Origin of the sequence: Ancylobacter defluvii (genome assembly GCF_018390605.1) — a bacterium.
Taxonomy (GTDB): domain Bacteria; phylum Pseudomonadota; class Alphaproteobacteria; order Rhizobiales; family Xanthobacteraceae; genus Ancylobacter; species Ancylobacter defluvii.
This window is the reverse complement of record NZ_JAHBGD010000025.1, coordinates 13,553-32,960: the sequence shown is the minus strand read 5'-3', so window position 1 is coordinate 32,960 and position 19,408 is coordinate 13,553. Positions and strand designations below refer to the sequence as shown.

Here is a 19,408-nt window from a genome sequence, read left to right as displayed (position 1 = left end):
AAGGCATGAACGAGACGACGACGCCCGCCGCGACCGAACTCGACGGCGTGATCTACGACCACGTGGTGCCCGCGCGCCAGCCGTGGAGCCGCGTGGTCCGGGCCGGGGAGATCCTGCGCATCATCGACCTCGAGGGCCAGCAGGCGGTTGACTTCCTCTGCTACAACGCCGCCGATCCCGGCGACCGCTACAGCTCGATGAACACCATCAAGGTGCAGGGCAATTCCTATGTCGGCAAGGGAACGGTGCTCTACAGCGACGCCGGCGTGGCGCTGTTCACCGTGACCGAGGACACGCTCGGGCGGCACGACACCGTCTATGGCTGCTGCAGCATCCCCAACAACTTCCTGCGCTATGGCGTGAAGACAGCCGAGAGTTGCTATTCGAACTTCCTGAGCGAGCTGGCGAAGCACGGCATGGACCGCAGCGCCATCGTCTCCAACGTCAATTTCTTCATGCAGGTGCCGATCCTCGACGACGGCAGCGCCGGCGTCGCCGCCGACGTGTCCCCGCCTGGCGGCTTCGTCGATCTGAGGGCGGAGGTCGACGTGCTGGCGGTGATCTCGAACTGCCCGCAGATGCACAATCCCTGCAACGCCTACAACCCGACGCCGATCCGCGTCATCGTCCGCGCGGCGGCCTGACAGGCGAGCGAATTTGGAGGCTCGGCCCGCTCATCTGGACGCCGAGCCGGGCGGAAGCCCCCATATGCGGCCGCCCGCCGGCTCTGCGTCCACGCGTGAGAAGCCTCAGCCATCGCAACCTCAGGCATAGGCGCTGATGTCGCGCGGCAGGTAGATGCCGCTTCCCTTCGTGCCTTCCAGCGCGCCGTCCCGCACCATCACCCGGCCGCGCACCAGGGTCGTCATCGGCCAGCCGGTAATCTCGAGGCCCTCATAGGGCGTGTAGTCGGAGCCGTCCTGCAGCATGTCATGCGTCAGGGTTTGCCGGCGCTCGGGATCCCAGATGGCGAGATCCGCATCGGCCCCGACCGCGACCGTGCCCTTGCGTGGATAGAGGCCATAGGTCCTGGCGTGGTTGGTGGCGGTCAGCGCGACGAAGCGGTTGATGTCGATACGGCCTTTCATCACGCCTTCGGAGAACAGGATCGGCAAGCGGGCACCGACGCCGGGAATGCCGTTCGGCACCCAGCGGAAGCTGGAGCGCCCCTTCGGCACCAGCTTGCCCTGCGGGTCGTCATAGCGGAACGGGCAATGGTCGGAGGAGAACACCGAGAACACACCCTGCTGCAATCCCTCCCAGCAGGCCTGCTGGCTGGCGAGGTCGCGCGGGGGCGGCGAGCAGACATATTTCGCGCCTTCCATGTCCAGTCCGTCGAGATCGCCCTCGGTGAGCACGAGATATTGCGGGCAGGTCTCGCCGAAGATCTTCAGCCCGCGCTGGCGGGCGCGCCGAATCTCCTCCATCGCCTCGCGATTGGAGACGTGCACCACCATCAGCGGCACGTCGGACAACTCGGCGAGCGAGATGGCGCGATGGGTGGCTTCGCGCTCGGCGATCACCGGCCGGGAAGGGGCGTGGAATTTTGGCGCGGTCTTGCCGTCGGCTTCGAAGCGGTCGGTGAGGAAGCGGATGATGTCGTAATTCTCGGCATGGACCATGACGAGGGCGCGGGTCTCGCGCGCCACCGCCATCACTTCCAGCATCTGCCGGTCGTTCAGTGCCAGCCCCTCATAGGTCATGAACACCTTGAAGGAGGTATAGCCATCGCGCACCAGTGCCGGCAGTTCCTGCCCGAGCACCTGCGCCGTCGGGTCGGAAATGATCAGGTGGAAGGAGATGTCGGTGTAGCACTGGCCCTCCGCCTTGGCGTGATAGGCCTGGACGCTTTCGCGCAGCGAGGCGCCACTTTCCTGCAGGCAGAAGGGCAGCACGGTGGTGTTGCCGCCGATCACCGCCGAGCGCGTGGCGCTCTCGAAGTCGTCGGCCATCACGATGCCCTCGCCGGAGGGCTGGGAGATATGGACATGGCTGTCGATGCCGCCGGGCAGCACCCAGCGGCCGGTGGCGTCGATCACCTCGCGCGCGGGCCCGAGATCCGTGCCGAGCGCGGCGATCCGGCCGTCGCTTATGCCGATATCGCAGCTGAACGTGTCGGCGGCCGTCGAGATACGGCCGCCCCGGATGACAGTGTCGAACATGGTCTGAAGCCGATCCCCTCGCTGGCAGGATGAAAACGGTCGAGAACGCAGGCATATGCTACTTCGTCGACGGCGCGGTATCCGCCCTCTGCGCGCGATGCTCGATCCAGGAGCCGAGCGCCGGCGTCAGGCCCGTGCCGGGCTTCGAGGGAGGGCGGGCGAAACGCCCCGCGCGCGCCGGGCTGGTTCGCAGCCGCGCCAGCAGCGCGGCCTGGCCGATAGCTGCGTCCAGCGGATCGATGAGCGGTATCGGCACGCGATCCGCCACCTTGGCGGCGAGGCCGGTGAGCGGCGCGCCGGCAAGGATGACGGCATCGGCCCGGTCGTCGGTCATGGCGCGCAGGCACAACTCGACCAGTTCCGCCTCCAGCTCGGCCTGTACATTGTCGATCGAGCGGAACGAGACGTCGGGAACGCGGATGCCGGCGAAGCGCGACTGCAGGCCGGACAGCGCGACGGCGTCCTCGTACCAGGCGATCATCACCTGCGAGAAGGTCACGATGGCGAAGCGCGGCGCCAGCATGCAGGCGGTGAGCATCGAGGCTTCCGCCATGGCGGTGACGGGCAGGTCGAACAGTTCCCGGGCCGCGATCAGGCCGGGGTCGCCGAAGGCGCCGATGACCACCGCGTCCATGCCGTTCTGGTGCGCGGCGATCATCTCCAGCGTGGTGCCGCCGGCGATCACCGATTCCGCGCGGCTGGCAATGTAGGGCAGGCCATGCGGCGCCGTCAGGGGAACGAGTTCGACGTCCGGCGCGAGGGAGCGGGTGGCACTCGCCACCATGCGTTCCGTCATGGCAACGGAGGTGTTGGGGTTGATCAGGAGGATACGCATCTGTTCAGTTCCCGCGCGCCCGCTTCCACAGGGCATCGATGGCAAGGGCGGCGTCGCGGCGAACGGCGTCGGCATCCACCCGGGTCGGCTTGCCGTCCTCGACCATCAGCTCGCCGTCGACCGCGACGATCTCGACATCGCGCCCCTGCGCGACATGGACGAGGTTGCCGAGCGCATTGGTCGCCGGCGTGAGATGGGGGCGCCGGAAATCGAAGGCGACGAAGTCCGCGCGCTTGCCGACCTCGATGCTGCCGATCTGGTCTTCCAGACCCATGGCGCGCGCGCCGGCCATCGTCGCCATCTCGAACACGGTCTCGGGCTGCCAGTCGGGGGTGACCGCGCCGAGCTGGATGCGTCCGACGCACAGCGCCCAGCGCATCACCTCCACCATGTCGGCGTGCATGTTGTCGGTGCCGAGCGCGAGCTTGGCGCCGGCGGCGCGCAGTCTGTGCGTCGGAGCGATGGTCGCGCCCGTCGCGTTGCCCTTGGCGATATGGGCGACATGGATGCCGGCCCGGCCGATGCGGGCGATGTCGCTGTCGGTGACGTGGATGCAATGCGCCGCGGTGAGCCGATCGTTCAGCAGGCCGACCTCGTCGAGCAACTCGGGCGGGCTCATGCCGTCACGCTCGCGAATACGGGCAAGCTCGACCTTGCTCTGCGAGAGATGGGTGGTGACGCGCAGCCCGGTCTCCTCGGCCGCGCGGGCGATGCGGCGCAGGAAGGGCGTCGAACAGGTGTCCGGCGCATGGGCGGCGAGTTGCACGCCGATGCGGCCATTGCTCTTGCTCTCGAAGCGCTCCGCCAGGGCGATCGCCTCGTTCAGCGTCCTGTCGCCGATGGCGTCGACATAGTCCCAGCGCCCGACCGACACGCCGGAGAAGTCGACATCGTGGATGCGTCCGCACGACCAGACCCGCAGGCCGATCTCCGCCATGGCGGGGGTGACGATGTCGGCATGGACGAAGGTGTCGTTGATCAGCGTGGAGCCGAACAGCAGCGCCTCCAGCGCGCCGAGCCGGGCGATGGCATAGGCCTCGTCGGGCGTCACCATGTGGCCTTGCGGGATGCCGGGCGTGTAGGCCGGCGCGAAGCCGAGATCCTCGGCGACCCCGCGCACCATGCTGAGATTGGCATGGGTGTGGACGTTGACGAGGCCCGGCGTGATGACGCGCCCGGAAAGGTGGAGGCTCCGCCGGGCGCGGAGCGGCGCGGCGTCCTTCGTCGCGGCTTCCACCCGCGCGAAACGGCCCTGCGCGATCGCCACGACGGCATTCTCGATGACGTGCGAGGCGGGAGCTCCCGTGAGGACGGTGGCGCCGGTGATGACCAGATCATAGAGCGGTTCGGCGATTTGTTCGGACATGGGAACTACCGATGGAGAACATGAGCGAGGAAGCGCCGGGTCTTCTCCTCGCGGGGGGCGGAGAAGACCGCCTCGGGCGATCCTTCCTCGACGATGTGGCCGTCAGCCATGAAGATGAGCTTGTCGGCGACGCGGCGGGCAAAGCCCATTTCGTGGGTGACCACGATCATGGTCATGCCTTCGCGGGCGAGATCCCCCATGACGTCGAGCACTTCGTGGACGAGCTCGGGGTCGAGCGCGGAGGTAGGTTCGTCGAACAGGATGAGGCGCGGATCCATGGCCAGCGCGCGGGCGATGGCGACGCGCTGTTGCTGGCCGCCGGACAGCTGGGAGGGGCGCTTGTGCATGTGCTCGGCGAGGCTGACGCGGGCGAGCTGCTCGGCCGCGCGCGCCTCCGCCGCCTCGCGCGACAGGCCGAGCACCTTGCGCGGGCCGATGGCGACGTTCTGCACCGCGGTGAGGTGCGGAAACAGATTGAAACGCTGGAAAACGAAGCCGAACTTCCGGCGTTGCAGGGCGAGCTGGGCCTCGGGAAGCGGTGTCCAGCGGGGCGGCTCGCCGATATGGGCACCGCCGATAGGCTCGCCCATGAGCTCGATGGTGCCGTCGTCCGGCGCCTCCAGATAGTTGAGGCAGCGCAGCACCGTGGTCTTGCCGGAGCCGGAGGGGCCAATCAGCACCATCGTCTGCCCCGGCATGACATCGAAGGAGATGCCCTTGAGGATCTCGCGCTCGCCATAACGCTTGCGCAGTCCCTGCACCGAGAGCAGTGGCCTCGCATGCTGGGGCTGCGCCGTGCCGGTTCGTGTTTCAGTCGTCATGGCGATCACCAGGCCGGAAGCCGCCGCTCGATCACCCGCGAAATCCACGAAAGCACGGAGATGATGGCGTAGTAGTAGATGGCGAGAAGCGCGAAGATCTCGAGCGGGGCGAAGTGCGAAGCGATGATCGCCTGGCCCGAACGCGTCAGCTCGTAGACCGAGATCACCGATAGCAGCGAGGTGTTCTTCAGCAGTGTGATGACGTCGTTGGTCAGGGCCGGGACCATTGGCCGGATCGATTGCGGCAGCAGGATGTAGAGCAGGATCTTACCCTGCGTCATGCCGATCGACCTGGCGGCTTCGGTCTGCCCTTTCTCCACCGCTCCGACCGTGCCGCGCACGATCTCGGCGACATAGGCGGCGCAGTTGAGCGAAAGCGCGATCACGCCCGCCCAGAACTCACCGAGGCGCCACCCCATCAGCGGCAGGCCGAAGAACACGATGAAGATCTGGATCAGCAGCGGCGTGCCGCGGACAAAGTCCACATAGGCACGCACCAGCCAGCGCGCCCAGGGCCAGCCGCCGAGCGAGACGAGGCCGAGGGCGATGCCGCCGGCGAGGCCGAGCAGCGCGGCAAGCGACGCGATCTTCAGCGTCATTACCGTACCGACGGCCAGGAGAGGGATGGCCATCTCGACGACGGCCCAGTCTATGGTCATTGCATCGCATCCGCGATCGGCAGGCCGGGCGCATCCGGCGGGAGGGGCGGGACGGGCGTGTCGGCAGACCGCCCCGCGCGAGGGCTCAGGAGAAGTCCGGCACCTTGTCGGCCAGCTTCATCCGCGTGCCGAACCACTTTTCCTGCAGCTTGTAGATCTCGCCATTCGCCTTCAGGGCTTCGATCCGCTCGTTGAGGAAGGCGATCAGCTGGGTGTCCTCCTTGCGGGTGCCGATGCCGGCCCAGTTGCGCGGGCCGATGTCGCGCACGATGGCGTATTTGCCCGGCGCGTCCTTCAGCACCTGGGTCAGCGTGGCGAGCGAGTTGATGACGCCGTCGACGGATCCCTGGGCGAGGGCCAGATAGGCGGCCGGGTGGTCGTCATAGGCCTTCACCTCGGCAAAGCCCTTGCCGGTATCGGCCTTCAGCTTCTCCTCCAGCTTGGCCTTCATGGTGTCGCCGGCAGAGCCGAGCTTAACCGCCAGAATCTTGCCGGCCATGCCGTCGAGATTCTTGATGGTGTCGGCGTCGGAGGCGCGGATCAGCATCTCCTGGGTCGCCTCGGTATAGGGAATGGAATAGCCGACCTTGGCCACCCGCTCCTTGGAGTAGGTGAGCGAGGTCATGATGACATCGAAATTCCCGGCATAGAGCGCGGGGATGACGCCGGCCCAGGCGGTGTCGATGAATTCCACCTTCACGCCGAGCGGGGCGAAGATCTCCTTGGCGAGGTCGACGTCGTAGCCGACGATTTCGCCCTTGTCGCGGAAGGTGAACGGGCGATAGGCCGCCTCGACGCCGACTTTCACCACCCCGGCCTTCTTGATGGCTTCGAGCGTCAGCGGTTCGGCGGCGGCCGGGGAGGGAGCGCCGAAGAGCGGCAGGGCGGTTGCCGCCGCCAGGAGCAGGCCGGAAAGACCCAGGAAGCGGCGCCGCTCAGCGCCGGCAGCAGAAAGGCGGAATGACATGAGCAACTCTTTCTATCTCAAGGCGTTCGAGCAGGGGCGAGGCAGGGCATAAATTGCATTCCATTTGATTTATATAAGCATATACAATTGCTTAAGTGAGTTTATCCAGTGTTCTTCCGCTCATAGATTATGCAGCGCGCCGCCTGTTTGCGCGCCTTTCGTGACCAACCGTCAGGCAGCCGTTGTCGGCCACCGGCGACCATCGCGGCGGATTCCTGTTTCAGGAGCGGGCTTTGGGGCCGCGGTGCCACGCGATGGATGCGGTCCGGAGGCGGCTGCGGAATACCGCGCAGACTGCCAACTATTTGCGCATCCGCAAGGCGCTGTGATGCCGACGGCAACTGCCTGCGTCAGACCGCCGCCGGACTTGCGGCCACGGCTTCGGCCGACGACGGCTCGCGGCCGGCGGATGCGAGAACCGCGCAGACGGTCTCGCCGGTGCGGAGCAGATGGCGCTTCCAGACACGGCGCGCCGCCTCAGGGTCGCGGTCATGCAGGGCGGCCATCAGCGCGACGTGCTCGCCCACCGACTCCTCCCATCGCCGCGGGTCGATGATCGCCATGTAGCGACCGCGCCGCGCGCGCAGCATCAGGCTGGCATGGGTGGAAATCAGCACCGGATTGCGCGACAGGCGCACCACCCTGTCGTGGATCGCGCTGTTCAGTTCGAAATACGGATCTTTCTCCTGCCGCTCGTAATGCACCATCATCCGCGCGTGCATGTCGTCGAGCTCGTCGAGTTCCGCCGTGTCCACGCGGGTGGCGACGATCTCCGCCGCGAGGCTCTCCAGCCCGGCGATCACCTCGAAGAGGTTCGACGCCTCCGCCGCGGTGAAGGACATGATTCGGGCGCCCTTGTTCTGCGAAATCTCGACCAGTCCTTCAACCTCAAGCAATTTGAGGGCTTCACGCAGGGGTGTTCGGGAAACCGTCAGCATCTCGCACAGGCTGCGCTCGACGATTCGTTCGCCCGGCGGCAAGTCCCCGCGGATGATCCGATCTCGCAGAGTATTTGCGATCTGGTGAGCAAAGGGCACGCGCCGCGACAGCGAGGTCCTGCCGGAGGAAGGTCGAATCCGTCGTTTCTCGTCGCTTAGCCTCTCGGGCAATTTCATATACCTGTTGCGCGGATCGTGAGCCGCCGAGGGCATCTCGCGGTTAACTACCCATAACCTCCCCGCCTCGACCGGAAAAGCGGGTGGTATTGAAGCTCACGACGAACAACGGCGATTGACGAGCTGGACGTGCCCTGCCGGACTGAACTCGTAGCCAGCCCCCGCACCGGCGGACTGTTGTTGCCTTGTTGCTTCTGCCGCTCCTGCCGCATCGCGAAGAAGGTCAAATCCGGACTTCACCACGGCCTCAGCGGAGACGTTTGACAGGAAGCGCCAGGGGACCAGTCGGCCGCTGAGGTCCGCCATTTGGACCTGGTAGTGTCGAGGGCCTCGGGATCAGCCGGGTCCGTCGCCTGGCTGAGGGCGCAGTGAACGCGGCGACCAGGCCGACATAGTCCCGCTTGGTGTGCCCGCCGAACCCATAGATGGTCATGTCCTTTACCCTCCGCTGCCGCGGAGGGACGAAGACCGACTATGCGCGGTTGGAATATTCCTGAGATCCAAGCGGCCGTCCTGTTGAAAAAACCGTGATGTTCGACCCGCCTATGCCAGGCGCCATATCGAAACATCTATGCGCCTGTTACGCAGAGTGGTTGCCGCGGCAGTGTTTCAGTCCTCTGGCGCCAACAGCTGTCTGGTCGCGATGGCCGAACAAAGCTAGATTCCGGAGGTTTAGGCATTGCCTATCCGAGTGCCGGCAGCCCCGCTGGTCGCCTCAGCGACGCCATCGCAATCCCGTGACGGATGTAATCCATGAAGAGCGTATCTTACGTCTCCGCCATCCGTTCGGCACATCTGTTTCACCTCTTCGAGCGGCGCGCGGGCCTCTGGAGCGATCTAAAATGCTGACTGATCCCTTGACCGCTCTCTACGAACCCTTGTTGCGGCACCCCGGCTCCAAACCCTTGATTATTGCGCAGATTGGCCAGTCACTCGATGGCCGCATTGCGACGCCAACCGGCAAGTCGCGCCATATCAATGGCTTCGCTGGCCTGGACCATCTGCATCGGCTGCGCGCGCTGGTCGATGCGGTCGTCGTCGGCGTCGGCACGGTGCTGTTTGACAATCCCGAATTGACGACGCGGCGCGTCGAGGGCCGTAGCCCGACACGCGTCGTCATAGACCGGAGCGGTCGCTCTCCGCGCGATTCCCGATGGCTGCGCCAGGACGGCTGCCATCGCATCGTCTTCTCGGAAAACCCAGCGGGATGGCCGGAGGCGGTCGAGCGTATCGGCACGGATCTCGAGTCGGACATTTTCGAGCCCGGAAAGCTGATCGCGGCGCTGGCGGCGCGCGGTCATCAAAGAATTCTGATCGAAGGCGGTGCGACGACGGTCTCCCGCTTCATCGATGCCGGCATGGTCGATCGATTGCATATCTGCCTCGCTCCGATGATTCTGGGTTCGGGGCGCTCCGCCCTTGATCTCCGACCAATCGACAATTTGTGCGATGCGCTGCGTCCCCGCGTTCGTCCGTATTTGCTGGACGACGGGAATGTCCTTTACGATTGCGACTTGCGCAGCGATGCCGGCGGAGGACCCCATGGCGACGCTTGATACCACTGCCACGCAGGCCCCGGCCGCGCGGTACAGTTTCGCGGCGCGCGCGCTGCATTGGATCGTCGCGATCTTCGTCATATGCATGGTGCCGCTGGGGCTCTATATGGCCGCCCGCGGCGAGGCGACGAATTTCGACGCACTGACCGGGCAACTCTACGACCTGCACAAGCTGGCGGGTTTCACCGTGCTTTGGCTGGTGGTGTTGCGCTTCTTCGTCAGGTTGAGGCGCGGCGCGCCGCCGCCGCTGGCGACGCTGACGCCGTTCGAGCGCATCGCCTCGGGCGCGGTGCATCACCTGCTTTACATGCTGCTGCTCATAGTTCCTGTGCTCGGCTGGGCCGGAATTTCCGCCTATCCCGCGCTGAACATCTTCGGCTTCTTTAATCTGCCCGCGATTTTGCCGGTCAATGAGCCACTGGCGAACCGGATCCTCGGCATGCACGGCCTGCTGGCGCAATTGCTCGGCATTCTGGTGCTCGTCCATGTTGCGGCGGTGTTGCGCCATCGCTTCATCAAGCGCGACGGCGTGCTGCGGCGGATGTGGCCACTCAACTGATCGGCACGGCCCGTTTTCACCGGTCAGATCGCGCCGAACACGTCCTTGTGGGAGATCGTCACTTCCTCCGCGTCGATGCGTTCGCGTGCCCATGTCGCGAACGCATCCGCTAGAGTGGGTTCGATCTCGGCCGCAGCAGTGGCGAAGCCCGCATTGAGGGCGGCGACGAGTGACCTGTCGCCGGTCCCCAACTGCCAAGGGCTGTCTCCCTGCCAGCTGCGATAGCCATGCTGGGCAAGCAGGGCGGAGAAGGCATCGCTCGCAATGGGGCCAAGCGCCGGTCCAAAGCCCTTGTCGCGGCGCTGGTGCCGGTTGAAGGCCGCGACGATGCGCGCGTCGAGCGGTGCCTCCGGCCGCCATCGGGCCCCGCCGTCGTAGTTCAGCACCGCATAGAGTGACGCCCGGCGCCGGGCCGAGGCCATGACGAGACGTTCCAGCCATTCCAGCGACACCAGGTCTAACAGCGCCGCCGCCGTGACCAGATCGGGAGCGATGTCGCTGAAGTGCAGGTCCCGCATCGTCAGGTCGGCGCATTCAAAGCTGACGCGGATCCGGTATCCATCCTTGTCGAGTGCGACCTCATGCTCCGTCTCGCGCGCGCTGTCGGCCCAGCCAGTAAGGCTGCGCCGCGCCTCCTTGAGAAGCACGGTATCGCCGTCGACGAGATGCCAATGCTGGCGCGGCGGCAGGGACGAGGCCAGCGCGCGTAGATTGGAGCCGGTGCCGCAGCCGAGATCGACGATAGTGAGCGAATTCCGCCCAGCGAAATGCGCGCGAACTATCCCCTCGATCCGACGGCTGCGGGCCGCATGGTCGGCCGGCTCGCGCAAGGCGAGCCACGCAGGATCAAAGCCGCTCATCCGATGCCCCGCATCGTCGCCATGACGAGAGCTGCCGTCTCCTTCCATCGCGGCAGCACCCGCGCCCGTTCCCAGGCCGCATCTGCCATCCTGCGGCGCAACTGCGGTTCGTCCAGCAGACGTCCCATGGCCTCGGCGAGGACGCGCGCGTCGCCCGGCGCGACCAGCAACGATGCCTCCGCCGGCACGGTGTCCGGAACGGCGCCGGCACGGGTCGCCACGATCGGCAGGCTGCGCGCCAGCGCTTCGGTCAGCACCATGCCGTAGCCCTCGAATAGGGAGGAGGAGACGAAGATGTCGGCCGCATCATACTCGCCGTCCAGCGCCGCGTCGGGGATCGCGCCAGTCAGGACGATACGGCTCTCCAGGCCGCGCGCCGCGATCTTCGCTCGCAGCGCCCGGCTCTCGCCGGGATCGCGGTCCGTCGCGCCGACGATATGGCATGTCCAGTCGCGTGAACGCAGGTTATCCAGCGCATCGACCAGCACGCCATAGGCCTTGCGCGGAATGACCGCCCCGACGGCGAGGATGCGAGGCGGCTCCGATGTGCCCTTGGCGCGCGGAGATGGCTCGGTGCCCGGCACCGCGACGACGAGCTTTTCCGGATCGACCGAATAATCCCGTGCCAGAATGCCGGCGGTCGTCGGGCTGGTGACGATTATGGCGGCGGCCTCGGCGAGTGCCTCGCGCTCGCTGGCGACCAGCTGGGCATGTTGCACCTCGCTCAGCCCGGTTTCCAGCGCGAGAGGATGATGGATCAGCGCCACCAGCGGACGCCGGAGCGCGCGCAGCAGCTCGCGGGACAGCGCGCCAAAGGCAAGACCATCGACCAGAACAGCCCGCCCGGCCGGGAGCGCCCGCAGCAGGCTCTCGCTGCGCGCCAGCGCCTCCGTCAAGGGAAACGGAAAACCATCCGGCAAGGCGAGATATATCGGATTGCAGCCGGCACGCCGGCATTCCGCCAGAACGCGTCTGTCATAGGCATAGCCGCCGGTTGGCAGGCCAAGATCACCGGGAATGGCGAACGCGAAATCCTTCACCCATGAAGTCCTTCAATCGACGGTGCCCTCATAGCTGGCGCGCGCCAGGTCGGTTTCCTGCAGAGTGACGCGGATCTTCGCCAGCGCCTTGCCGTCTTCGCCCAAGGCACCGTCGCGGGCAGCCGCCGATACCGCGTCGAAGATGTGCCTGGCGAGGAATTCGGTGGTGGTGAGCTTGCCCGCGAATATCGGCAGCGTGTCGAGGTTCTGGTAGGCGAGCGGCTGCAGGGTCTGCTTCAGCACATCGAGCGCAGCGCCGATATCGACCACCACATTCTGCGCCGTCAGCGTCTCGCGGAAGAAGGCGACATCGACCACGAAGGTCGCGCCGTGCAGGCCCTGCGCCGGGCCGAAGAACGGGTCCGGCAGCGAATGAGCGATCATGATGCGATCACGGACTTCCACACAGTACATCGCCAGTCTCCCGCTTCCGCTCAATCATAAGTCAGCAGGATCGCCAGCGCGTCCGGCCCGTCGTTCAAAAGTTGCGGCAGCCGCACCGGCGCCTGCGCGAACGGAATGACATGCGTGATCAATCGGTCGAAACGCGCATCGTCGAGCAGGGAGAGCGCCTTGGCGAGCCGGCGGGCATGCGGCCAGCGCGGCCTGCGCTCCGGGGAGACGGTGCCGACCTGCGAGCCGATCAGCCGCAGGCGTCGACTGTGGAAGGCTCCACCCAACGCCACCGTCGTCGCGCTCGCGCCATACCAACTCAACTCGACGATCTTCGCTTCGAAGCCTCCCGCTCCGAGCGCGGTCTGCAGGCCGGCTGCGCTCGCGCTGGTGTGGAAGACGATATCGGCATCGTCGCCGATTTCAGCGGGCAGCGCGAAATCCGCCCCAAAAGCCACCGCGATCTCCGCCCGCTCGGGTCGCACGTCGACCAATGTCACCTCCGCGCCCGGAAGGCCTGCGGCGAGCGCCGTCAGCATCAGCCCGACCACGCCGCCGCCGACGATGACGATCCGGTCGCCGGGGCCGGCGCCGGCATCCCACATCGCGTTCAGCGCCGTTTCCATGTTGGCGGCGATCGCGGCGCGCGGCGGCGGAATGTGATCGGGCACGATCACAGCGGCCGAAGCCGGCAGGCGATACACGTCCTGATGTGGGTGGAGGGAGAATATTCGTCGTCCCTTCAGCGCCTCCGGTCCGGCTTCGACGACGCCGACGCTCTGGTAGCCATACTGGACGGGGAAAGGGAATTCGCCCTGCTGAAAGGGCGCCCGCATCTGCTGGAATTCGCTCTTCGGAACATCGCCGCGCAGGACAAGGCGCTCGCTGCCACGACTGACGCAGGAGGCAAGCGCCCGCACCGTCAGCATGTCGGCTTCCAGCTCGGGCAATATGCCGGTTCTCACCTCGTAGCGTCCCGGCGCAACGCACCAGAGCGACTGCGCCGGCATACCAACAGATGCTGGCATCGATTGCCATGTCCCTTTATCGACTTGATCGTCCCCTGGTCGGACGGGCGATGGAGTACTCGCGATAATGTGGTGCATCAACCAGCTGCGGGCTTCGTATAACGAAGTCGGGATGCCCGCAAATTCCACGTCGTTCATTGGCAGAGTCGGTCGGCATGAGCCTGGGTGAAGAGTTTGCGGGGAACCTGTCGCCGGCGGCCACGCTGGCGGCCGGTTGGACGCCGACCGGTGTGCAATCGTCGCGGCGGCTGTTTCGCCGGCGCGCCCTGATGGCGGCGCTCAACGGGTTGACCTTTGCCGGTCTGGTTCTGGTCTTCTCCAGATTGCTCGGCACGGGCGGGTGGACGCCGCTCGACGTTCTGCTGCTCCTTGCCTTCTGCGTGTCGACTCCCTGGACGATCCTCGGATTCTGGAACGCCCTGCTGGGCCTCTGGCTGCTGCACGGGCCGGTTGACGCACGGCAGGCGGTCTTCCCCTATGCCGGCCGGGCGAATGACGAGGGCCCGATAACCTCCCGCATCGCCATCCTGATGACCCTGCGCAATGAAGATCCCGCGCGCGCCCTCGCTCGGCTTCGGTTGATGCGCGAGGATCTCGAGCGTAGCGGAGCGGGTGCGCATTTCGCTTATTTTGTGCTGTCGGACACGACGTGTCCCGACATCTCAGCATCCGAGGAGGCGCTGTTCGAGGCCTGGCGATCCGCGGCCGGGACCAGCGCGAAGCTGTATTATCGTCGTCGCAGTGACGGCGCCGGCTACAAGGCCGGCAACATCCGCGACTTCCTCGATCGCTGGGGCGACGAGTACGACCTGATGCTCGGCCTGGACGCCGACAGCTTCATGGGAACATCGAGCATCCTGCGCATGGTGCGCATCATGCAGGCCAACCCGATGCTGGGGATCCTGCAGAGCCTGGTGGTCGGCCTGCCGTCGCATTCCGCCTTCGCCCGCCTTTTCCAGTTCGGCATGCGGCACGGCATGCGTTCCTACACGATGGGCGCTTCGTGGTGGGCCGGGGATTGCGGGCCCTATTGGGGGCATAACGCGCTCATCCGCGTCGCACCCTTCAAGGCTCATTGCGCCCTGCCGGTGCTTCCCGGCAATGGTGCGCTGGGCGGTCACATCCTCTCGCATGACCAGATCGAGGCCGTGCTGATGCGCCGTGCGGGCTACGAGGTGCGGGTGCTGCCGGAAGAGGCTGAAAGCTTCGAGGAAAACCCGCCACATCTGACCGAGTTCACCCGCAGGGACCTGCGCTGGTGCCAGGGCAATATGCAGTACTGGCGCCTGCTCTTCCTGCCCGGCCTGAAGCCGATGAGCCGCTTTCAGATCGCCTGGGCGATCCTGATGTATCTCGGTGCCTTCGCCTGGATCGCGTTCATGCTGCTGGCCACGCTGAAGGTGTTCGATAGGGAGCCGATCGACGAGCCGTTTCCGGCCGCGTTCGGCTTCGGCCTGTTCGTGGCGACCTTCGTCATGAGTTTGGCGCCGAAGCTCGCGGGCCTTCTCGACGTGCTGCTACGCCGCGAGGAACGACGGCGCTATGGCGGCGGTGGCGCGTTGATGGGCGGCGCCGTTCTGGAGTTCCTGTTCGGCATCCTTCTCGGGCCGATCGTCGCCTTTCGGGTGGCTCTGTTCATGGTCGGCCTCGCCTGCGGCAAGACCGTCACCTGGGAAGCGCAGGCCCGCGACGCCGAGCGCCTATCCTGGCGGACCGCGATCGCCGGCCTCTGGCCACAGTTTCTGTTCGGGCTCCTGCTCGCGACGACGCTGTACACCTTTGCGCCGGGCGCGCTCATATGGGCGGCGCCGCCGCTCGTCGGCGTGCTCTGCGCGGTGCCTTTCGCCGTGCTCACGGCGGAGCCAGCCATTGGTCGCTGGCTGGCGCGTCGCGGCTATTGTGCGACGCCCGAGGAGGTCGAACCTTCGGCTCAGATCGAGGCGCTGATGAAGATGACAAAGCCGACCTGAGTGCACATGCATGGCGGCAATGAATAACCGAAACGGTTCAATGCCCATGAGATCGGTTGCTTCCACATCCCTTGCCCGACAGTGATTTGTAAGCAAACCCCGAGGGGACATCGCCGAACCGCGCTACGAGGGCGGCAAGGCCTATCTGTTGGTGGCCATCGACCGCACCTCCAGGCTGGTCTTCGCCAGGATCTACCGGAAGGCGACGAAGCTCGTGGCGGCCGGCTTCCTCAAGGCGCTTGTCGGGGCCGTTCCATACAGGGTCCACACGGTGCCGACGGACAATGGCGTTCAGTTCGTCCAGCACGACAAGAGGGCCGCGGCCGGCGTCCTCGCTCACCTCTTCGGAAAAGTGTGCGCCGACAGCGGCATCGAGCACAGGCTCACCAAGCCCTCTCATCCCTGGACCAATGGCCAGGCTGAACGCATGGTCCGCACCATCGAGGACGCCACCGTCAGCGCCTTCAACTACGCCTCGATCGACGACCTGAGGCGCCATGTCCGGGATTGGCTGCCGGCGCGGGCCGGACTATTTCGCCGCCGCGCGCCGCCGTGCCCTTGATGCAGCGCCGTTTCGCAGCGCCCAGCGACCCACGGGCGTCGCCCATGTCGTCAGCCGGACCGCCCCGACCAGACGATGTCGCTCGCTCGGGGGGATCAAGTCTCTCACCGGAAGCGGCATCAGCTGGGTGCCGGCGCTCATCACGAAACGGCGAAACACACCCAGCACGGGGGATTGGACCGGAGCGGTCGAAATCACCTCCAGCACGTCTCGCGTGCGCTGGTCGAAGCGCAACTGCGGCAGCATCCCGCATAGATAATGGTCGACAGCCGAGGAGGTGACCGGCACGTCCCGCGCGCCCAGCATCTCGGCGATGACGGTCATTTCGCGCAGGTAACGGTCCTGCTCCGCCTCGCTCATGCTCGGATCGACGAAGGTGCGATAGGCCGCCAGAAAGCCCGATACCTCGGCCACATGGATCCAGGTCAGCAGGGCTGGATCGTCCGCTCGGTATTCCCGGCCGGAGGCATCCTTACCGGCCACGCTCATGTGCCGCTGCCGCACACGCCCGACGAGTGCTTCGGCCGTCGGCCTGGCAGCATAGGTCGTGCCGGCGACAAACTGGGCGGTGCGCGCCAAGCGGCCCATGACGTCGGCGCGAAAGTTCGAATGGTCCCACACCCCGGCGATGGCGAGAGGGTGGAGCATCTGGGTCATCAGCGCCGAGACCCCGCCGACGATCATCGGCACGAAATCCGCGTGCACTTTCCACGCAACGGACTCGGGGCCGAACAGGCCGGGATCGCCCGGCGGTTCATCGAAATTGATCACCCCGGCGCCGGTTATCTGTCGAATGTTGCGCTCTATCGCCTTGCGAATGTCGATCAATGTCTTCTCGCGAATGGGCCCGTGTTCAATCCCCTGCTCGCCCTGTGATCTTGCCGCCTGCCGCGACGATAGCTTCCGGCGTCAATGGTAGCAGTCCTAAACTCACCATCTGGAGGCGATCGCGCGACCGAGATCCCTCCAGACCGTGAGATAGCTGAGCCGCCATACGTGCGGAACAGTCTCAGCCGGCGTGGATGAAGTGCAAATGCGGCTGCCGCGCCGCCGCCGGGGTGGCTTCAACCGCTTTGTCGGCCGCCCGCTGGGCAAAGGCCGGGATGTCGTAACGGCCGAGGCCGAAATCGGCCAGTTGACGGTCGGAATAGGCCGCAAGCTCGGTCGCGACCCGTTTATAGATGTGGTGCCGCGCGAAGGCCGTCCACAAGGCGATGCGGATCTGATCGATCTGCACGATAGTCCTCCCGAATGCTCATGCTGCGTAGCAGCAAGTATCCGGGAGGATAGTGTGCGGTGCAGCATCGCAGAAGCGCGAAATCCGCGCCGGAGCCATGCGTTCTGATCGGACAAGGAAAGCCGGACAAAAAGTCCGCCGACCCGCTTTGACGCGAGCGGGTCGGCGGCACCACGCGGGTCGGCGGGAGACGGCCCACGATCTCGGGGGACGGGGAGGTTGCCGGCCCCCGAAACTCTTTCCGATCGGCTGGAACGGCAGGTCGGCGGGAAAGCGCCCCGTGTTCATCCTGTCCTAGGCCGCCAGTTCCTCCGCTGGAGCCTTGGCGCCGGTCATGAAGGCCACCGCGTCGGACATGGTGTAGTCCTTCGGGTTGATGACGCAGAGCCTGCGGCCGAGCCGGTGGATATGGATTCGGTCGGCGATCTCGAACACATGCGGCATGTTGTGGCTGATCAGCACGATCGGCAGGCCGCGCGAGCGCACGTCGAGGATCAGCTCCAGCACCCGGCGCGATTCCTTGACGCCGAGCGCCGCGGTCGGCTCGTCCATGATGACGACGCGCGAGCCGAAGGCTGCGGCGCGTGCCACCGCCACGCCCTGCCGCTGGCCGCCCGAGAGCGTCTCCACCGGCTGGTTGATGCTCTGCACCGTCATCAGCCCGAGCTCGCTGAGCTTGTCGCGGGCGATCTTCTGCATCGCCGGACGGTCGAGCATGCGGAGCACCGAGCCGAGCATGCCGGGACGGCGGATTTCCCGTCCGAGGAACATATTGTCGGCGATGGACAGGCTGGGTGAGAGCGCCAGCGACTGGTGCACCGTCTCGATGCCGGCTCGCTGGGCGTCCATCGGCGAACCGAACCTCGTCACCTCGCCGTCGAGCCGGATCTCGCCCTCGTCAGGGATCAGAGCGCCGGACAGTGCCTTGATCAGCGAAGACTTGCCGGCGCCGTTGTCGCCGATCACCGCCAGGATCTCGCCGGGATAGAGATCGAAATCGGCGCGGTCCATGGCGGTGACCCGTCCGTAGCGCTTCACGAGACCACGTGCCGACAGGACGGGCGTGGCGGGCTGGGAAGAGGGCTTCAGTTCCGTGAGAGTCGATTGCGTGATCATGCCGACACCTTGCGGATCCACTGGTCGAGGGCGACCGCGACGATGATGAGGATGCCGACGGTGAATTCCTGCCACAGCACATCGACGCCCGAGAGCGCGAGGCCGTTGCGGAACACGCCGACGATGAGCGCGCCGATCAGCGTGCCGATGATCGAGCCACGTCCGCCGAACAGGCTGGCACCGCCGATCACCACCGCGGTGATGCTGTCGAGATTGGCGGTCTGGCCGGCTTGCGGGCTCACCGAGCCGATGCGCCCGATCAGCGCCCAGGCGCCAAGCGCGCAGATCACCCCCGCCGCCACATAGACGGTGAACAGCACCTTGCGGGTGCGGATGCCGGAGAGTTCGGCTGCCGCCGGATCGTCGCCGACCGCATAGAGATGCCGGCCGAAGGCGGTGCGATTGAGCACGTACCAGACCAGCGCCACCAGCCCCAGCAGGAAGAAGGAGCCATAGGTGAAGCGGGCGCCGAGCACGTCCACCGGAGTTCCAAGGAACTGCAGGAACGGTGCCGCCTTGGCGACATCCTGCGAGCGGATGGTCTCGGAAGCGGAGTACCAGAGATTCAGCGCGAAGAAGATCGACCAGGTGCCGAGGGTGACGATGAAGGGCGGCAGCCTCAGCCGTGTCACCAGCACGCCGTTGATGGCGCCGCAGCCGCCGCCGACCATGATGCCCATCATGAAGGCCAGCGGTGCCGGCACGCCCATGGTCACCGCCAGCTTGCCCATCACCACCGAGCACAGCACCATGATGGCGCCGACCGAGAGGTCGATGCCGGCGGTGATGACGATCAGCGTCTGGGCGATGCCGATAATGCCGATGATCGTCACCTGCTGGATGATCAGCGACAGGTTGAAGGACGACAGGAAGCGTCCGCCTACGATCAGGCTGAAGCCGGTAATGCCGAGCAGCAGTACGATGGCCGGCACTGCCGTCGGATTGGCGTGCAGGAAATGCTGCACGCGCTGAAGCGGCGATTTGGGCGCGACGTCGAACTCGGCAACACGGCTGTCGCGCTTTTCGAGTACCTGCTCGAAAGCCTGCATCGCCGGGGGACCCGAAGGGTTCGCGCCGGAACTGCTCACATCGGTCATCGCCATACCCTCCCGCAGACCGGCTTCGCGCTGGCGACGCACAGGGCCGGGAGAGGCACCCAGCG

Annotated in this window: 19 protein-coding genes and 1 pseudogene; 5 read left to right on the top strand and 15 right to left on the bottom strand. The window is 66.1% G+C overall.

Going from position 1 to position 19,408, the window contains the following annotated elements; all coding sequences use genetic code 11:
• Positions 1-5 precede the first annotated feature (5 nt).
• Positions 6-644, top strand: a complete 639-nt coding sequence (locus tag KHC24_RS20770) for a DUF1989 domain-containing protein (RefSeq protein WP_213365269.1) — start codon at positions 6-8, stop codon at positions 642-644.
• A gap of 120 nt (positions 645-764) precedes the next feature.
• On the opposite strand, the gene hydA is transcribed toward KHC24_RS20770, so the two are convergent.
• The 7 genes from hydA to KHC24_RS20735 form a co-directional block, all read right to left on the bottom strand.
• Positions 765-2,162 carry a dihydropyrimidinase gene (hydA, locus tag KHC24_RS20765; protein ID WP_213365267.1) on the bottom strand — a complete coding sequence of 466 codons (1,398 nt, stop codon included), beginning with the start codon at positions 2,160-2,162 and terminating at the stop codon, positions 765-767.
• Positions 2,163-2,220: 58 nt separating this feature from the next.
• A complete protein-coding gene (locus tag KHC24_RS20760; protein WP_213365265.1) occupies positions 2,221-2,997 on the bottom strand; it encodes an aspartate/glutamate racemase family protein in 777 nt (258 codons plus the stop codon).
• A gap of 4 nt (positions 2,998-3,001) precedes the next feature.
• The gene (locus KHC24_RS20755) at positions 3,002-4,363 is read right to left on the bottom strand and encodes an amidohydrolase family protein (RefSeq protein ID WP_213365263.1); all 1,362 of its coding nucleotides are present in this window, start codon (positions 4,361-4,363) and stop codon (positions 3,002-3,004) included.
• A gap of 5 nt (positions 4,364-4,368) precedes the next feature.
• Positions 4,369-5,184: an amino acid ABC transporter ATP-binding protein gene (locus KHC24_RS20750; RefSeq protein WP_271180692.1), complete on the bottom strand. Its 816-nt coding sequence runs from the start codon at positions 5,182-5,184 to the stop codon at positions 4,369-4,371.
• Between the two features lie 5 nt (positions 5,185-5,189).
• Positions 5,190-5,843 carry an amino acid ABC transporter permease gene (locus tag KHC24_RS20745; protein ID WP_213365261.1) on the bottom strand — a complete coding sequence of 218 codons (654 nt, stop codon included), beginning with the start codon at positions 5,841-5,843 and terminating at the stop codon, positions 5,190-5,192.
• A gap of 85 nt (positions 5,844-5,928) precedes the next feature.
• Positions 5,929-6,810, bottom strand: coding sequence for a transporter substrate-binding domain-containing protein (locus KHC24_RS20740; protein ID WP_213365259.1), 882 nt, complete (start codon positions 6,808-6,810; stop codon positions 5,929-5,931).
• 350 nt (positions 6,811-7,160) lie between these two features.
• Complete coding sequence (locus KHC24_RS20735) at positions 7,161-7,925, bottom strand: GntR family transcriptional regulator (RefSeq protein WP_213365257.1); 765 nt, start codon at positions 7,923-7,925, stop codon at positions 7,161-7,163.
• Between the two features lie 842 nt (positions 7,926-8,767).
• Here KHC24_RS20735 and KHC24_RS20730 point away from each other — a divergent pair.
• Positions 8,768-9,481: a RibD family protein gene (locus KHC24_RS20730; RefSeq protein WP_213365255.1), complete on the top strand. Its 714-nt coding sequence runs from the start codon at positions 8,768-8,770 to the stop codon at positions 9,479-9,481.
• Positions 9,468-10,040 (top strand): cytochrome b, encoded by a 573-nt coding sequence (locus KHC24_RS20725; RefSeq protein ID WP_213365253.1) that lies wholly within the window; start codon positions 9,468-9,470, stop codon positions 10,038-10,040. The genes KHC24_RS20730 and KHC24_RS20725 overlap by 14 nt, the downstream gene beginning before the upstream one ends.
• Positions 10,041-10,063: 23 nt before the next feature.
• Here KHC24_RS20725 and KHC24_RS20720 read toward each other — a convergent pair whose 3' ends face one another.
• The 4 genes from KHC24_RS20720 to KHC24_RS20705 are packed head-to-tail and all read right to left on the bottom strand — an operon-like array spanning position 10,064 to position 13,361.
• Positions 10,064-10,900: a class I SAM-dependent methyltransferase gene (locus KHC24_RS20720; RefSeq protein ID WP_213365251.1), complete on the bottom strand. Its 837-nt coding sequence runs from the start codon at positions 10,898-10,900 to the stop codon at positions 10,064-10,066.
• Positions 10,897-11,940, bottom strand: a complete 1,044-nt coding sequence (locus KHC24_RS20715; protein ID WP_213365249.1) for a glycosyltransferase family 4 protein — start codon at positions 11,938-11,940, stop codon at positions 10,897-10,899. The genes KHC24_RS20720 and KHC24_RS20715 overlap by 4 nt, the downstream gene beginning before the upstream one ends.
• A 12-nt stretch (positions 11,941-11,952) precedes the next feature.
• Positions 11,953-12,354, bottom strand: a complete 402-nt coding sequence (locus tag KHC24_RS20710) for a 6-pyruvoyl trahydropterin synthase family protein (protein ID WP_213365247.1) — start codon at positions 12,352-12,354, stop codon at positions 11,953-11,955.
• 20 nt (positions 12,355-12,374) lie between these two features.
• Positions 12,375-13,361 (bottom strand): zinc-dependent alcohol dehydrogenase, encoded by a 987-nt coding sequence (locus KHC24_RS20705; protein ID WP_213365313.1) that lies wholly within the window; start codon positions 13,359-13,361, stop codon positions 12,375-12,377.
• A 155-nt stretch (positions 13,362-13,516) separates the two neighbouring features.
• Between KHC24_RS20705 and mdoH the strand changes: the two genes are divergently transcribed.
• Both mdoH and KHC24_RS20695 read left to right on the top strand, forming a co-directional pair.
• A complete protein-coding gene (gene mdoH / locus KHC24_RS20700) occupies positions 13,517-15,331 on the top strand; it encodes a glucans biosynthesis glucosyltransferase MdoH (RefSeq protein WP_213365245.1) in 1,815 nt (604 codons plus the stop codon).
• Positions 15,332-15,358: 27 nt separating this feature from the next.
• Positions 15,359-15,851, top strand: a pseudogene (locus tag KHC24_RS20695) (DDE-type integrase/transposase/recombinase); the annotation flags it as partial.
• Positions 15,852-15,860: 9 nt separating this feature from the next.
• Here KHC24_RS20695 and KHC24_RS20690 read toward each other — a convergent pair.
• The 4 genes from KHC24_RS20690 to KHC24_RS20675 form a co-directional block, all read right to left on the bottom strand.
• Positions 15,861-16,721 carry an oxygenase MpaB family protein gene (locus KHC24_RS20690; protein WP_213365243.1) on the bottom strand — a complete coding sequence of 287 codons (861 nt, stop codon included), beginning with the start codon at positions 16,719-16,721 and terminating at the stop codon, positions 15,861-15,863.
• A gap of 181 nt (positions 16,722-16,902) precedes the next feature.
• Complete coding sequence (locus tag KHC24_RS20685; RefSeq protein WP_271180690.1) at positions 16,903-17,130, bottom strand: DUF1127 domain-containing protein; 228 nt, start codon at positions 17,128-17,130, stop codon at positions 16,903-16,905.
• 294 nt (positions 17,131-17,424) lie between these two features.
• The gene (locus tag KHC24_RS20680; RefSeq protein WP_213365241.1) at positions 17,425-18,246 is read right to left on the bottom strand and encodes an ATP-binding cassette domain-containing protein; all 822 of its coding nucleotides are present in this window, start codon (positions 18,244-18,246) and stop codon (positions 17,425-17,427) included.
• Positions 18,243-19,343 (bottom strand): ABC transporter permease, encoded by a 1,101-nt coding sequence (locus KHC24_RS20675; RefSeq protein WP_246547363.1) that lies wholly within the window; start codon positions 19,341-19,343, stop codon positions 18,243-18,245. Before KHC24_RS20675 ends, KHC24_RS20680 begins: the two co-directional genes overlap by 4 nt.
• Positions 19,344-19,408: the final 65 nt, after the last annotated feature.

What these genes read in the sequence shown, in the direction of transcription:
- KHC24_RS20770 (WP_213365269.1), top strand. Translation starts at nt 6, where the DNA reads ATGAACGAGACGACGACGCCCGCCGCGACCGAACTCGACGGCGTGATC.
- hydA (WP_213365267.1), bottom strand. Translation starts at nt 2,162, where the DNA reads ATGTTCGACACTGTCATCCGGGGCGGCCGTATCTCGACGGCCGCCGAC.
- KHC24_RS20760 (WP_213365265.1), bottom strand. Translation starts at nt 2,997, where the DNA reads ATGCGTATCCTCCTGATCAACCCCAACACCTCCGTTGCCATGACGGAA.
- KHC24_RS20755 (WP_213365263.1), bottom strand. Translation starts at nt 4,363, where the DNA reads ATGTCCGAACAAATCGCCGAACCGCTCTATGATCTGGTCATCACCGGC.
- KHC24_RS20750 (WP_271180692.1), bottom strand. Translation starts at nt 5,184, where the DNA reads ATGACGACTGAAACACGAACCGGCACGGCGCAGCCCCAGCATGCGAGG.
- KHC24_RS20745 (WP_213365261.1), bottom strand. Translation starts at nt 5,843, where the DNA reads ATGACCATAGACTGGGCCGTCGTCGAGATGGCCATCCCTCTCCTGGCC.
- KHC24_RS20740 (WP_213365259.1), bottom strand. Translation starts at nt 6,810, where the DNA reads ATGTCATTCCGCCTTTCTGCTGCCGGCGCTGAGCGGCGCCGCTTCCTG.
- KHC24_RS20735 (WP_213365257.1), bottom strand. Translation starts at nt 7,925, where the DNA reads ATGAAATTGCCCGAGAGGCTAAGCGACGAGAAACGACGGATTCGACCT.
- KHC24_RS20730 (WP_213365255.1), top strand. Translation starts at nt 8,768, where the DNA reads ATGCTGACTGATCCCTTGACCGCTCTCTACGAACCCTTGTTGCGGCAC.
- KHC24_RS20725 (WP_213365253.1), top strand. Translation starts at nt 9,468, where the DNA reads ATGGCGACGCTTGATACCACTGCCACGCAGGCCCCGGCCGCGCGGTAC.
- KHC24_RS20720 (WP_213365251.1), bottom strand. Translation starts at nt 10,900, where the DNA reads ATGAGCGGCTTTGATCCTGCGTGGCTCGCCTTGCGCGAGCCGGCCGAC.
- KHC24_RS20710 (WP_213365247.1), bottom strand. Translation starts at nt 12,354, where the DNA reads ATGTACTGTGTGGAAGTCCGTGATCGCATCATGATCGCTCATTCGCTG.
- KHC24_RS20705 (WP_213365313.1), bottom strand. Translation starts at nt 13,361, where the DNA reads ATGCCAGCATCTGTTGGTATGCCGGCGCAGTCGCTCTGGTGCGTTGCG.
- mdoH (WP_213365245.1), top strand. Translation starts at nt 13,517, where the DNA reads ATGAGCCTGGGTGAAGAGTTTGCGGGGAACCTGTCGCCGGCGGCCACG.
- KHC24_RS20680 (WP_213365241.1), bottom strand. Translation starts at nt 18,246, where the DNA reads ATGATCACGCAATCGACTCTCACGGAACTGAAGCCCTCTTCCCAGCCC.
- KHC24_RS20675 (WP_246547363.1), bottom strand. Translation starts at nt 19,343, where the DNA reads ATGACCGATGTGAGCAGTTCCGGCGCGAACCCTTCGGGTCCCCCGGCG.